The 13,497-nt window shown below is 73.9% G+C and carries 11 protein-coding genes and 1 pseudogene; 8 read left to right on the forward strand and 4 right to left on the reverse strand.

Annotation, left to right across the window (positions count from 1 at the left end; all coding sequences use genetic code 11):
* Positions 1 to 312 precede the first annotated feature (312 nt).
* From GA0070216_RS06740 to GA0070216_RS06760, 5 genes are all read left to right on the forward strand, one after another.
* The gene (locus GA0070216_RS06740; protein ID WP_091240544.1) at positions 313 to 801 is read left to right on the forward strand and encodes a hypothetical protein; all 489 of its coding nucleotides are present in this window, start codon (positions 313 to 315) and stop codon (positions 799 to 801) included.
* A gap of 134 nt (positions 802 to 935) precedes the next feature.
* Positions 936 to 1,568, forward strand: coding sequence for a class F sortase (locus GA0070216_RS06745; protein ID WP_091240548.1), 633 nt, complete (start codon positions 936 to 938; stop codon positions 1,566 to 1,568).
* A gap of 77 nt (positions 1,569 to 1,645) precedes the next feature.
* Positions 1,646 to 2,755 carry a magnesium and cobalt transport protein CorA gene (locus GA0070216_RS06750; protein ID WP_091240552.1) on the forward strand — a complete coding sequence of 370 codons (1,110 nt, stop codon included), beginning with the start codon at positions 1,646 to 1,648 and terminating at the stop codon, positions 2,753 to 2,755.
* A 537-nt stretch (positions 2,756 to 3,292) separates the two neighbouring features.
* Positions 3,293 to 3,946, forward strand: coding sequence for a C39 family peptidase (locus tag GA0070216_RS06755; protein ID WP_091240555.1), 654 nt, complete (start codon positions 3,293 to 3,295; stop codon positions 3,944 to 3,946).
* 74 nt (positions 3,947 to 4,020) lie between these two features.
* A complete protein-coding gene (locus tag GA0070216_RS06760; RefSeq protein ID WP_245722339.1) occupies positions 4,021 to 4,416 on the forward strand; it encodes a YchJ family protein in 396 nt (131 codons plus the stop codon).
* Between the two features lie 102 nt (positions 4,417 to 4,518).
* On the opposite strand, the gene GA0070216_RS06765 is transcribed toward GA0070216_RS06760, so the two are convergent.
* The 4 genes and pseudogenes from GA0070216_RS06765 to GA0070216_RS06780 form a co-directional block, all read right to left on the reverse strand.
* Positions 4,519 to 5,802, reverse strand: coding sequence for an MFS transporter (locus tag GA0070216_RS06765; protein ID WP_091240562.1), 1,284 nt, complete (start codon positions 5,800 to 5,802; stop codon positions 4,519 to 4,521).
* Between the two features lie 516 nt (positions 5,803 to 6,318).
* Positions 6,319 to 7,065 (reverse strand): annotated as a pseudogene (locus GA0070216_RS06770) (membrane protein); the annotation flags it as partial.
* 82 nt (positions 7,066 to 7,147) lie between these two features.
* Positions 7,148 to 8,770: a serine/threonine-protein kinase gene (locus GA0070216_RS06775; protein WP_091240570.1), complete on the reverse strand. Its 1,623-nt coding sequence runs from the start codon at positions 8,768 to 8,770 to the stop codon at positions 7,148 to 7,150.
* Positions 8,771 to 8,899: 129 nt separating this feature from the next.
* Positions 8,900 to 9,454, reverse strand: coding sequence for a MarR family winged helix-turn-helix transcriptional regulator (locus tag GA0070216_RS06780; protein WP_091240574.1), 555 nt, complete (start codon positions 9,452 to 9,454; stop codon positions 8,900 to 8,902).
* A 50-nt stretch (positions 9,455 to 9,504) separates the two neighbouring features.
* On the opposite strand from GA0070216_RS06780, the gene pip reads away from it, so the two are divergent.
* From pip to GA0070216_RS06795, 3 genes are all read left to right on the forward strand, one after another.
* Positions 9,505 to 10,458: a prolyl aminopeptidase gene (gene pip, locus GA0070216_RS06785; protein WP_091240576.1), complete on the forward strand. Its 954-nt coding sequence runs from the start codon at positions 9,505 to 9,507 to the stop codon at positions 10,456 to 10,458.
* Positions 10,459 to 10,656: 198 nt separating this feature from the next.
* On the forward strand, positions 10,657 to 11,790 hold the full coding sequence (locus GA0070216_RS06790) for a peptidoglycan recognition protein family protein (RefSeq protein ID WP_091240580.1): 1,134 nt from the start codon (positions 10,657 to 10,659) through the stop codon (positions 11,788 to 11,790).
* Positions 11,791 to 11,846: 56 nt separating this feature from the next.
* Entirely contained in the window at positions 11,847 to 13,421 is a 1,575-nt protein-coding gene (locus GA0070216_RS06795) for an FMN-binding glutamate synthase family protein (RefSeq protein WP_091240583.1), read from the forward strand.
* Positions 13,422 to 13,497 lie beyond the last annotated feature (76 nt).

Raw genomic sequence — 13,497 nt, forward strand, 5'->3', positions numbered from 1 at the left:
CTGCCGCCTCCTGCTCCTGCGGGAGGCGGCAGCTTTTCGGTGGTGGGAGTGGTTTGTGGCGTGCGCGGCGGGTCACCTCGGCTACGGCATCCTAGGAGGCTGGGCTGTAGTCGGGGCGGGGTGTCCGCACTGTCCCGGCATTTCCGCCGCTCTGCGGCGCGGGGGAAAACACGTGACGGCAACGAAGATTTCTCATTTACCCCGGTACGGGGGGTCAACCCTCCTAGTGTTGGCCACACCGGTGAGTTACGGAGTTGGCCACCCGAACGACGTCCCACGCAGACAGCGGACGAAAAGTGAGGGAAGACGCATATGAAGGCACAGAAGGTTCTCGTATCGACGGCGCTCGGCGTGGGACTCGGCACGCTCCTGCTCCCTACAGCAGCGCTCGCGGACACCACGGTGTCACCGGCCAGCACCCCGGTCGGCGGAACGGTCGTGCTCACCGCGACGACCTGCAACCCGAAGTCGGGTGACGTGCTCTTCCACGTCACCGGCCCGGACCGGGACCAGAACGTCCGCTCCACCACCGCCGCCGCAGGCGGTGGGCTGAGCGCCGAACTCTTCACCGCCGGCTTCACCCTGGGCAGCTACACCGTCGCCGCCACCTGCGGTGACGGCAGTGCCGCCGGCAGCGCCACCTTCGCCGTCACACCGATCGGCGCGGCACCCGCCGGTGGTGGCGGCGGCACCGGCAACACCGGCCTGCTGGCCGCCGGTGGCGCACTCGCCGGGGCCGCCGCGCTCGGCACCACCGTGCTGCTGCGCCGCCGACGCCGGGCGGCGACCACCGTCGCCTGACGGTTGGCGGCGACCCCGGCCGGACCGACACCGGGTCGCCTGACGACGAGCCACACCAACCCTGGGACGGGTGCCCGCACCGGCGCGAACCGGTACGGGCACCCGACCACATCGGACGTCGGGGAGGACGGGCGATGCGCGTACCCGAGTGGGCGGTCCGGACCCGTACCGCCGTCACGGCGGTCACGGTCAGCGGCACCGCCGGGATCGCCCTGATCGCCGCCGGACTGACCATCGGACCGGTCGGGCCACCCCAGCCGAGCATCGACGTCAGCGGCGGCAACAGCAGCCGCTCCCCGATCCCGGCCCTGCCCCGCTCGACGCCGGTCCGCATCGACATCGCGGCCATCGGCGTACACGCGGAACTGGTGCCGGTGGCCGGCGACCCGAACGGCACCCTGGAGGTGCCCCCACTGGACGCTCCCGCCGTCGCCGGCTGGTACCGGCCCGGGGCCAGCCCCGGCGAGGCGGGCAACGCCGTCGTCGTCGGACACGTCGACACCCGGGACGGGCCGGCGGTCTTCTTCGATCTCGGGCGGCTTCGCCCCGGCGACACCGTCCGGGTCACCCGCGCCGACGGGCGGGCGGTGACCTTCGCGGTCGACGGGGTCGGCACGTACCCGAAGCGGAGCTTCCCCACCGCGCTGGTCTATGGACCGGGCGGACCCGGGCCGGCGTTGCGCCTGGTCACCTGCGGGGGACGGTTCGACGAACGGTCCCGCGACTACTCCGACAACATCGTCGTGCGGGCCACCGCCGTCGGCTGACCGCCGCCCGACCGCACCACTGTCGCGCCGGCCTACTACGGTGGGCCGGCGGACGGGCGGCGAGGCGGAGGTACGCGGTGGAGCGGCGAGCGCTGACGACCCTGCTCGGGCCCCGGCTCCACACCCTGGTCGGCCGGCTGCGCCGACAGGCCGGGGAGACCGCCACCGGCGCCACCCGACGGGTCAACCCGGATGCCGTCGTCGACTGCGCGGTCTATGTCAACGGCCGCCGGGAGACCGGCCGGCTGCACTACGCCGACGCGTACGCCCGGGCCCGGCGCAGCCGCAACGCGTTCGTCTGGTTGGGACTGCACGACCCGGGCGCGGCGGTGCTCGCCGCCGTCGGGCAGGTCTTCGGCCTCGACGAGCTGACCGTCGCACAGGCCCTCACCGACGGGCACCGGCCCACCGTGCAACGGCACGGCCCGGTCACCCTGCTGGTGCTGCGCACCGCCGCCTACGTCGCCGAGGGGGAGCTGACCGCGACCTCCGAGGTGGTGGACACCGGTGACGTGATGGTGCTGCTCGGCGACCGGTTCGTGGTCACCGTCCGGCACGGCGCCTCCGGCGCCCTCGCGCCGGTCCGCCGCGAGATCCAGGGCCGCCCGTCACTGCTCGCCGAGGGCCCGTGGGCGGTGGCGTACGCGGTGACCGCCCGGATGGTCGACCTCTACCTGGAGGTCGCCGCCCACCTCGAGCAGGACCTGGAACGGGTCGAGGAGAGCGTCTTCGCCCCCGACCGCAACGCCGACATCCAGCAGATCTACCAGCTCAAACGGGAGTTGGTGGAGTTCAAGCGGGCGGTGCTGCCGCTCCAGGAGCCGCTGCGCGCCCTGGTCTCCGGCCCGGACGGCGGCCCTCCTGCGGGGCTGCGCCGCTGGTACGTCGACGTGGAGGGCCGGTTGACCCGGGCCGTCGACCGGATCACCTCCTACGACGAACTGCTCAACTCGATCCTCCAGTCCCGGCTGACCCAGCTCGCGGTCGACCAGAACAACGACATGCGCAAGATCGCGGCGTGGGCGGCGATCGCCGCCACCCAGACCGCGGTGGCCGGCGTCTACGGGATGAACTTCGCCCGGATGCCCGAACTGTCCTGGCGGTACGGCTACCCGGCCGCGCTGGCGCTGATGGCGACGGCGGCGTTCACCCTGCACCGGATGTTCCGCCGCTCCGGCTGGCTCTGACCCCGCGGGCCGGCTCTGACCCTGCGGCCGGGGCGACTCCGCCCCATCGCGCCGAATGTCCGTTTCGACCCCGCACGGGGTCGGTCGGGGCGGGGCGGCGGCGTCGTCCCGTGGGCGGACGGCGGCGCGGTCCACCGGCCACTCGTCCAGGCGGGCTTCCAGCCGGCCCCGGTCGGGGCGGTGATCCTGGGGACGGGTGCCCGCCGCCGGTGTCCGATTCCGCTGCCGGGCGGTGGTGTGGTGACCACCGGCGCGTCCGGTTCCGGGCCCGGTGTCCCGTGGTCGGGGCCACCCCCACGACGGAATCGCCGCCGGGGCCACGGCGTTATACCTGGCATACCACCGCCACTCCCCCGGGAGACGGCCCCGGAACACCGACCACGGAATGCGGTCGCCACCGGGCTGGTTACACCCCCTCGGACACCCGCGCAGGTCCCCCCGACCGCCGGGCCGATCCCCACCCGGACTTCCCCCTCCCGGCGACGCCCATCCCCCTCTGGGCGTCCGCCACACCCCCGACCAGAGGAGCACGCCACCATGCGTACCGATCTGATCCGCAAGACCGCCCTCACCGCCGCCGGCCTCGCCTTCACCACCGGCGCCATCGCCGGCCCCCTCACCGCCGCCCACACCGCCCACGCCGCCACCCCCACCGCGTCGGTGCAGACCGACCGCAAGCCCCACGGCGAGCGTGAACTGAAGGTCGACTACGCCGCCCAGCCCAACTTCTACTACTGCGGCCCCGCCGCCACCCGCAACGCCCTGACCGTCCAGGGCAAGAACATCGACGTAGACGCCATGGCCAAGGTCATGGGCACCACCGAGGACGGCACCAACAGCATCAACGACATCACCCCCGTCCTGAACAAGGAAACCGGCCGCAAGGCCTACGAAAGCACCGAGATCCGCAGCACCAAGGCCGACGACAAGCAGACCGACGAGTTGCGTGCCGACATCGTCCGCACCGTGGACGACGGCCGGGCCGTGGTCGCCAACATCGCCGGCACCGCCACCGACACCGACGGCAACACCCACGCCTTCGAAGGCGGCCACTACATCAGCGTCGTCGGCTACCGCGACAACGGAAAGACCGTCACCATCGCCGACTCCGCCAACCCCGACACCGCCGCCTACCGGATCAGCGTCGACAACCTCGCCGACTGGATCGCCACCCGCGGCTACACCTCCTGACCCACACACGAACCGGGCCGACCCCCACCACGGGGGTCGGCCCGGTTCGTGGGGCATGCGGCAGGATGGACGTCGTGGCCAAACACGCATCCCGGCGGTCCTGCCCCTGTGGCACCGGCCTGCCGTACGACGACTGCTGCGGGCCCCTGCACCGGGGCGACGGCGCGGCCCCGACGGCGGAGGCGTTGATGCGGTCCAGGTTCAGCGCCTTCGCCGTCGGCGACCCCGGCTACCTGTTGCGCAGCTGGCACTCCCGCACCCGGCCGAGCCGGCTGCGACTCGACCCCGCCCAGCGGTGGACCCGGTTGGAGATCGTCGACCGCACCCGCGGCGGCCTGCTCGACAGCACCGGCACGGTGGCGTTCCGCGCCCACTACCGGGACGCCGGACAGCCGGGCATCGTGGACGAGCACAGCCGGTTCGTCCGGGAGGACGGCAGCTGGGTCTACCTGGACGCGCTACCGCGCTGATCCCGGCAGCGCCGCCCCGCCGCCGGGGCCCGGGCCCCGGCGGCGGGCGTCGGCCCTTCGGCAACGCGTCCGACGCCGCCCGCCCGCCGCCGCGGTGCCGGCTCACGAAACCACCCGTGCCGGCGGGCGGGCCTGCGGCACCGCACCGGACCGCCCCGACACCAGCAACGCGGCGGCGACCAGCAGGTAGGGCACGGCCGCCACCATGAACGCCGCCGGGTGCCCGGCCGACGCGGCGACCACCGCGTAACCGCCGTAGGCGACGATCATCGCCAGGTCGGTGCCCATCCCGGCGACCGAGGTGACGGTGGCCCGCCCCGGGCCGGTGATCCGGGCCTGCAACCGGGCGTCGGCGAGCACGGTGGCCAGTTGCAGGGCGCAGAACGCCACGCCGAGCAGCACGAAGCCACCGGGATGTCGGACGGCGGCCCCGCCGACCAGCGCGACCACGGCCAGGACGAGCAACGCCGCGTACCCCCGGGTGGACAGTCGCTCCGCCGTCGGGGCGAGCAGACCGCCGACGGTCATCCCGAGCCAGACCGGCAGGAGCAGCAGCGGCACCGTGGACGCCGGGACGCCGGTGCCGCGGGCCAGCAGCGGGGTGTACTCGTCGAGGGTGCCCCAGACCGCCGTCACCGCCGGGACGAGCAGCACGGCCGCCCGTACCCGCCGGTCGGCGCGCGCCTCGGTGAGGCCGGTGCGCAGGCTCACCCACCAGCCCTGCTCGGCCCCCACCCCGTCGGGCACGCCGTCCGGCGACGCGGTCGGGCCGGTGGGTGGCAGCGGGGCGGGCACGGCGGGGCGGTGTTCCGGGAACCGGGTGGCCACGGCGGCGGCGAGCACACCGGACAGCACGCTCGCCGCGCCGACCGCCGGGTATCCACCGACGGCGAGGACCGGGCCGGCCAGGCCGAGCGAGGCGAGCACGCCGAGCACCCCGGCGGTCCGGGCGCGACCCATCGTGCGGGCATACCGGCCGGCAGCGCCGAGCCGGTCGAGTTCGGTGTAGACCAACGCCTCCAGGGCGCCGGAGCCGAGCGCGCCGGCTGCCCCCCAGAGGACGAAGCCGAGCGCGAACGCCCACCACGACGGCGTCAGCACCCACAGCGCGAAGCAGGCCCCGGTGAGCAGCGGCGCGAGGCAGAGCAGCAGGCGGCGGGAGACGGTGTCGGCCCAGGCCCCGGACGGGACCTCCAGCACGATCGCGGTCACCGACCAGAGCACGAAGAGCCCGGAGATCTGACCGACGGTGAGGCCGATGTCGCCGAACAGCAGGACGTACACCGGGTAGAGCAGCACGAGGTCGCTGAGGAACAGGTAGCAGTAGAGCATGGTCGACAGCCGGCGGACACGGGTGTCGGGCACCCGCGAGCAGGTGAGGGTCATCAGGGCCTTTCCACGGGACGGAACGGACGCGGGAGGTACGGCGTCCGCGGCGGCCCGCGGTTTCGGCCTTCAGGGCCGGATCAACATCGCCAGGTCATGCGCCGATGCTAGCCCGACCCGGTCCGGAGCGCGGCCCCGGCGGAGGTGCAACGGCGGCGGGGCGGGACCGTCCGGTCCCGCCCCGCCGCCTGCGCCCGGTCAACGGCGGGGCATGCCCGGGTCGAGCGGGGGGATGACCATGGTGGCCTCACTGTCGGTGGTGGACCCGTCGACCGGGCCGGCCTGGCGCGGCACCGGAACGCCGGACGCGTCGGTCGCGTGCGGGCCCGGGGTTACGGGTGGGGTCGGTTCCCCGTCGGCAGGACGGGACACGACCTGGGTCTGCTCCGCCTCGTCGGGTCGCGGCACGACCTGGGTCGCCTCGACGTCGTCGGGGCGGGTCACCACCTGGGTACGCTCGGCGTCGTCGTCCCGCGGCGTCGGCGGGGTGGGCGCGACGACGGTGGGCACCGACGGGGTGCGCTCGGCCTCCGCGTACGGGCTCAGCCGGGCCTCGACGTCCCGCCGCCCCGCCTGGTAGGCGCGCGCGTGGGTGGCGATGGTGCGGGACTCCTGCTCGGCACGGGTCAGCCAGGACTCCCAGCGGGCCTGCATCGGACGGATCAGACCGCCGCCGACCCCGACGACGAGGATGCCGCCGACGGTGGCGAGGACGGCGATCAGCACCGGCGTGGTGACCGCGGTGGCGACACCGATCTGATTGAGCGCGGCGATCACCCCCAGCCCGAGGATGAACACGGAGGCGATGTTGGCCAGCACCCGGCCGTAGGACAGGCCACCGAGCGCGCTGCTGATGATGTCCTTGACCGCGTTGGCGATCGCGGCGGCGACCACCACGATGACGATCGCGACGAACGCCCGGGGCAACCAGGCGATCACCCCGGCGATGAGGTCGGAGATCGGGTTGGGCCCCCAGATGCCGAAGGCGAGTTGGAGGGTCACCAGCAGCACGCCGTAGTAGGCGAGCTTGGCGACGATGTCGCTGGCGTCGTAGCGGGAGCGGGCCAACGCGGTCTTGATGCCGCCGCGCTCGACGGCCCGGTCGAAGTGCACCCGGTCCAGCACCCTGTCGACGATCTTGCGGACGGCCTTCGCGATCAACCAGCCGGCCACCAGGATCGCCGCGAAGGCGACCGCCTTGGGCAGGAAGAGCAGCACCGCGCGGAGGGCGTCACCCGCTGCGTCGCCGAAGTTGTCTGTCATCCGTGTTCCTCCACCGTCAGTCGGTCGACCCCCGAAGCTACCCCCGGCCGGGCCGCCGGAAACTCCGGTGGGGATCGGCCGGTCAGTCCGACGTGCAGGCGGGCAGCAGGGACACCACCACCGGGCCGGCGGGCGCCGAGGCGTTGCCGGCGTCGTCGACGGCGATCACCTGGACCGCGATCCTGGTGACCGAGGCGGGCGTCGGCAGGTCGCCGAGGGTGCCCTGGTAGGCATCCGGACCGGTCCGGGCCATGGCGACGGTGCGGGTGGTCCCGTCGAGGGTGTAGCGGAACGACACCCGGAGCAGGTCGCCGGCGGCCCGGTCGTCGACGACCGTGGCGGTGACCGTGGTCGAGGTGACCGCGTCGGCGCAGCCCTTCGGCTCCACAGTGGCCGAGCTGGCGTCCAGGGACGACACCGTCGGTGGGAACACGTCGGGGGGCAGCAGCGGGCTGATGGCCGTGGCCGGTGGCGTGGGGCCCGGGGTGCGTACCCGGGTGGTGGTCGCGGCGACCGACCGGGCGGGGGCGGTGGTGGGCGGCGGGCCGGTGGTGGTCGCCGCCGGGTTGGGGCTGCGGCTCGGCTCCGGCGGCACCACGCTGATGGCCGGCGCGGCAGCGAGCGGCGCGGGGCTGCGGGTGGCGGCGGCGGTGGCGCCCGGCCCGGCGGCCCCGTCGGCGAGGGTGAACGACCCGGGCCGGCGGGCGACGTAACCCAGCCCGACGACACCGACCAGCAGGGCTGTGGTCAGCCCGACCCCGACCAGGGCGTTGCGGGTGCCGCCGCGCCGGTAGCCGGGGCGCGGCTCGGCGGCCGGGTCGACGGCAGCCGGGTCGGGGTGCGCGGGCGCACCGTCGGGGAAGGGGAGGAACGCGGCGAGCAGCGCGACCCGCTGGGCCAGCTGACGTCGGCCCCGCTCCTCCCAGTCCCCGCCGTACGAGCGGGCGGCGGTGTGTTCCAGCTCGGCGAGGAAGATCTCGGCGGGCTGGGTGCGGTCGGCGGGGCACCAGGCCAGCCCGTGGTGGAGCAGGTCGTGCACGGGGGCGGGGGTCGGGGTGCCCGGGATCGGGGCGGCGCTGTGCTGCGCGCGCAGGGTGGCCAGGTCCCGACCGTCGTAGGGGGGCCGGCCGGTGAGGCACTCGAAGAACGTCGCGGTGGCGGCGTAGATGTCACCGGCCGGCTCGGCGGGAGCACCGGTCCACTGCTCGGGGGCCAGGTGGTCGGGGTTGCCGGCCGGCGGGGCGAGGCCGAATCCGGTGAGCTTGGGCCAGCCGTCGCCCGTGACGAGGACGTTCTCCGGCCGGTGGTCGCGGTGCACCACGCCCCGCGCGTGCGCGGCGGCGAGCCCGGCGAGGGAACCCTTGAGGATGCAGAGCGCGGCCTCCGGCCCGATGGGCCCGTGCGCGCGCAGCAGGTGGCGCAGCGTCACCCCGTCGACCAGTTCGGTCACGATCGCGGCGGCCGAGTGCGTCTCGGCGTACTCGAAGAGGCGGCAGACGTACGGGTCGTCCACCTCGACCAGCAGTCGCGCCTGCTCCCGGAAGGCCATCCGGAAGGCGGGATCGTCGCCGAGGGACGGCGGGAGGTAGCGGATGGCGACCGGGGTGCCGGTGGCGTCGTGGGTGGCGAGCAGCACCCGGCCGGACGTGCCCGCGCCGAGCTGCCGTACCGGGGTGTAGCCGGACAACCGCCAGTCGCCGGTCACCCGCCGGCCTTTCCGGTCCGTCGGGACTGGTCACAGGTCAGGGCCACACTGATCATTCTCACCCGGGGCGAGCTGCGGTGAATCGGCGCAACGGGTGTTTTCTCGCGTCCGGACGTCTGTCCCCGGAGATTAGTTCCGGTCACCCCGGTGCCGGCTACGGTCGTCAGGCGGGGTGACCGGGCCGCCGTCGGTGGGGCCGGCGGGGACCAGGTCGGGGGCGACGTCGGCGATCCGCTGCCGCATCGACCGCTGCCGCAGCGCCGCCAGCGCCTCGTCGACGAGCCGGCTCAGCGGGTACGCCAGCTCCGCCTCGAACCGGCGGGCGGCGGTGACGGTGGCCGCGTACTCGGCGTGCAGGACGGGCAGCAGGTCCCGGGCCCGGTCGGTGGGGGTGACGACGCGTTGCCGGGCGTCGGTGCCGGGAGCGAGGGTGACCAGCCCGTCGGCCGTCATCCGGGCGACGGTCTGGCTGGCGGCGGAGTGGGTCACCCCGGTCGCCTCGGCCAGGGTACGGATCGACGCCGACCCGAGCCGGTCCAGCGCGATCAGCACCGGGGTGTAGCGGGGTCGGAAGCCGGTCAGTCCGAGGTCGGCATAGCCGGCGGCGACGTCGCCGTCGAGCAGCTCCAGCAGGTGGCGCAGCCGGGTGCCGAGCAGTGCGGGGTCGGACGGTTCGTCAGCCATGCCGTATTGTAACAGCGCTGTTGTATCTCACGCCCCGGGGAGGCCCACCGATGGACGAGCGGTACCCGCCGATCGAGCCGTACGACCACGGAATGCTCGACGTCGGCGACGGCAACCGGGTCTACTGGGAGGTGTGCGGCAACCCGGCTGGCCGGCCCGCGCTGGTCGTCCACGGTGGACCGGGCTCCGGCTGCGGCCCGTTGGCCCGGCGCTACTTCGACCCGGACCGCTACCGGGTGATCCTTTTCGACCAGCGCAACTGCGGGCGCAGCACCCCGCACGCCGGTGACCCGACCACCGATCTGCGGCACAACACCACCGCGCACCTGATCGCCGACATGGAGCGGCTCCGCGCGCACCTGGGCGTCGACCGGTGGCTGCTCTACGGCGGCTCGTGGGGCTCGACGCTGCTACTGGCGTACGCGCAGCGGCACCCGGAACGGGTGTCGGCGATCGTCATCGCCGCCGTCACCACCACCCGCCGCTCGGAGATCGACTGGCTCTACCGGGGCGTCGGACGGTACTTCCCCCGCGAGTGGGAACGGTTCCTCGCCGGCGGTGGCGTCGGCCCGGACGACGATGTGGTCGGCGCGTACGCCCGGCTGGTGGAGGACCCGGACCCGGCGGTACGCGAACGGGCGGTGCGGGACTGGTGCGCCTGGGAGGACGCGGTGGTCTCCGCCGAGGGGGTGGGCAACCCGTACGGTGACCGCCCGTCGGCGGACCGGACCGCGATGGTGCGGATCTGCGCGCGCTACTTCTCCCAGGGGGCCTGGCTGGCCGAGGGTGAGCTGATCCGGCAGGCCGGCCGGCTCGCCGGCATCCCGGGGGTGCTGATCCACGGCCGGGTCGACCTGGGCGGCCCGCTGACCACGGCCTGGGCGCTGCACCGGGCCTGGCCGGGTTCGCAGTTGCAGGTGGTCGAGGGGGCGGGTCACTTCGGCACGGTGGCGACCCGGCGGCACCTGCTGGCCGCGCTCGACCGGTGCGCCGCCGCCGACTGAGCAGCCGACTCGGGACCACCGCACCGACGGCAGGAAATTCGGACAGTTCCGCCCGGCACGCCTTGAAGACGGGCAGAATCGATCGATGGCGCCCTCTAGCGCCGACCGCCGCCCTGGCAATATCCTCCACTTCATGCTTGCTCAACGGAGCTAGTTTTCACATTCGTCGTCAGCGCCGCCGGCCGCCGAGGAGATGCCATGTCCGACGTACGCCCCGCACTCGACCGACGTACCCTGCTGCGGGCCGGCCTCGGCGCGGCGACCGTCGCGGTCGTCGGGTCCGAACTGGCCCTGCCGGGTGTGGCCCGGGCAACCCCCGGCACGGACCTGGACTGGATCATCGGCTGCGACGAGTGGGACGCCCGGCCGCCCGCCGACCCGCTGTCGGTCAGCACGATCCCGACCAACAAGATCATCGTGCACCACATGGCCTTCCCGAACGTCACCGACCACTCCCGGGAACAGGCGGTCACGCTGGCCCACGACTGCCAGGACCTGCACATGGACGGCAACGGCTGGTCCGACACCGGCCAGCACTTCACCGTCAGCCGGGGCGGGTACGTCCTGGAGGGACGGCACGGCAGCCTGGACCGGCTGCGGGCCGGCGACCGGCAGATGATCTCGGCGCACTGCCCCGGCGAGAACGGTCGGGCCATCGGCATCGAGAACGAGGGCACCTACGTCACCGACACCCCGCCACCGGACCTGCTCGACTCGCTGGTCCGGCTCTGCACCACCATCTGCCGGCAGTACGGGCTGCACGCCCACGACATCTTCGGCCACTGGGACTTCCGCGCCACGCTCTGCCCCGGCGCGCAGTTCTACCGCCTCTTCCCCGGCGTCCGCCGGCAGGTCTTCCGCCGGCTCGGCACCCGCCTGTCCGAGGTGCCGGCCCGCCGCTGGCCGGACCTGTGGCGCTTCGTCAACTCCCCCACCGTCCAGGTCGCCCAGTACCTGCTCGCCTACCGGGGCTACCCGGTCACCCCGAGCGGCACGTTCGACGCCGCCACCGTCGCCGCGGTCGGCGACTGGCAGGCCCGCAACGGCATCCCGGTCGACGTGGACGCCACCCTGACCGCCCCCACCTGGGAGACCCTCGCGCCCGCACTGGACCGCGACGCCACCGGCCTGCCCGTGCAGGCGGTGCAGTTCATCCTGAACTGGAAGGGATACGCCGAGGTCACCGTCACCGGCGGGTTCGACCCCGCCACCCGCAGGGCCGTCCAGGACCTCCAGGGTCTGCACGGGCTGCCCCGCACCGGCCGGGTCTCCACCGACACCTGGTGCGCCCTGGTCGGCGGCATCGTGCGGCAGTCGTTGCGCCACCACTGACCGCGCCACGCGGGTGGGCTGTTTGAGCGGCGGCGGCAACGGGGAGTGTGGCCGGCATGACGTGGGCCCGCCGCACCGTACCCGTGATCGCCGCCGCCGTCGCCGGCCTGGCCGCCCGCGACGTCCTGCAACGTGACCATGCGCTGCTGCGCAACTTCCCGCTGGTCGGGCGGGCCCGCTACCTGCTGGAGGCGATCGGGCCGGAACTGCGGCAGTACATCGTCGCCGGCAACGACGAGGAACGGCCGTTCACCCGGGACCAGCGACGCTGGATCTACGCCTCGGCCAAGCAGGAGAACAACTACTTCGGCTTCGGCACCGACAACGACATCGAACGCAGCCCCGGCTACCCGATCATCAAGCACCGCACGTTCGCCCGGACCGTCCCGTCGTCGGTGCCGACCAGCGGGCACGACGTACGGCTGCCGGCGGCCAAGGTGCTCGGCGGGCCACGCGGACGGGCGAAGGCGTTCCGCCCCGGGTCGGTGGTCAACATCTCCGGGATGAGCTTCGGCTCGCTGTCCGGCAACGCGGTGTCCGCCCTCAACCAGGGGGCGGCGCTGGCCGGCTGCCTGCAGAACACCGGCGAGGGTGGGCTGTCGCCGTACCATCGCCACGGCGGTGAGCTGGTCTTCCAGCTCGGTACGGCGTACTTCGGCTGCCGGGACGCCCGGGGCCGGTTCGACCTCGCCCGACTGCGGGACCTGGTCGCCGGGGCCCCGGTGCGGGCCCTGGAGATCAAGCTCAGTCAGGGCGCGAAGCCCAGCCTGGGCGGGCTGCTGCCCGGGGCGAAGGTGTCCGCCGAGATCGCCGCCACCCGGGGGATCACCCCCGGGGAGGACTGCGTGAGCCCGTCGCGGCACGCCGAGTTCTCCGACTGCGACAGCCTGCTGGACTGGGTGGAACTGCTGGCCGCCGAGACCGGGCTGCCGGTCGGCATCAAGTCCGCCGTCGGTGACCTGGGGTTCTGGGAGGAGCTGACCACGCTGATGCGCGACACCGGCCGGGGCGTCGACTTCGTCACCGTCGACGGCGGCGAGGGCGGCACCGGCGCCGCACCGCTGATCTTCACCGACTCGGTGTCGCTGCCGTTCCAGCAGGGCTTCGCCCGGGTCTACCGGACCTTCGCCGAGCGGGGGCTGCACGAGCAGACCGTCTTCGTCGGCGCGGGCAAACTGGGCCTGCCGGACAACGCCGTGGTGGCGTTCGCGCTCGGCTGCGACCTGGTCAACGTCGGCCGGGAGGCGATGCTGGCGATCGGCTGCATCCAGGCGCAGAAGTGCCACACCGACTCCTGCCCCACCGGCGTCGCCACCCAGAACCCCTGGCTGGCCCGGGGCCTGGACCCGGCCCGCAAGTCGGTGCGGGCGGCGAACTACATCGGCACCCTGCGCCGGGACCTGGTCAAGGTCGCCGAGGCGTGCGGGGTCGAGCATCCGGGGCTGATCGACACCGACGCCGTCGAGATCCTCGACGGCCGGACCTCGGCCCGCCCCCTGCGGGAGGTCTACGGCTACCAGCCGCAGTGGGGGTTGCCGTCGGCGGCGGACCGGGCGGAGATCGCCCGGCTGATGGCCGGCGAGGCGCCGCAGGGCGGCAGCGCCGTCCCGTCGGCCACCGCCCAGGGCTGATCCGAGCCCGGCAGCCGGTGACCGTTCGGTCTCTTCGGGCACACCGTTCCGGCAGCTCAGCACGCCCTGGTCGAAC

Source organism: Micromonospora matsumotoense (genome assembly GCF_900091525.1).
Classification (GTDB): Bacteria; Actinomycetota; Actinomycetes; order Mycobacteriales; family Micromonosporaceae; genus Micromonospora; species Micromonospora matsumotoensis.

Coding starts and splice junctions, on each gene's coding strand:
- GA0070216_RS06745 (WP_091240548.1), top strand. CDS start 936: ATGCGCGTACCCGAGTGGGCGGTCCGGACCCGTACCGCCGTCACGGCG.
- pip (WP_091240576.1), top strand. CDS start 9,505: ATGGACGAGCGGTACCCGCCGATCGAGCCGTACGACCACGGAATGCTC.
- GA0070216_RS06765 (WP_091240562.1), bottom strand. CDS start 5,802: ATGACCCTCACCTGCTCGCGGGTGCCCGACACCCGTGTCCGCCGGCTG.
- GA0070216_RS06790 (WP_091240580.1), top strand. CDS start 10,657: ATGTCCGACGTACGCCCCGCACTCGACCGACGTACCCTGCTGCGGGCC.
- GA0070216_RS06740 (WP_091240544.1), top strand. CDS start 313: ATGAAGGCACAGAAGGTTCTCGTATCGACGGCGCTCGGCGTGGGACTC.
- GA0070216_RS06755 (WP_091240555.1), top strand. CDS start 3,293: ATGCGTACCGATCTGATCCGCAAGACCGCCCTCACCGCCGCCGGCCTC.
- GA0070216_RS06780 (WP_091240574.1), bottom strand. CDS start 9,454: ATGGCTGACGAACCGTCCGACCCCGCACTGCTCGGCACCCGGCTGCGC.
- GA0070216_RS06795 (WP_091240583.1), top strand. CDS start 11,847: ATGACGTGGGCCCGCCGCACCGTACCCGTGATCGCCGCCGCCGTCGCC.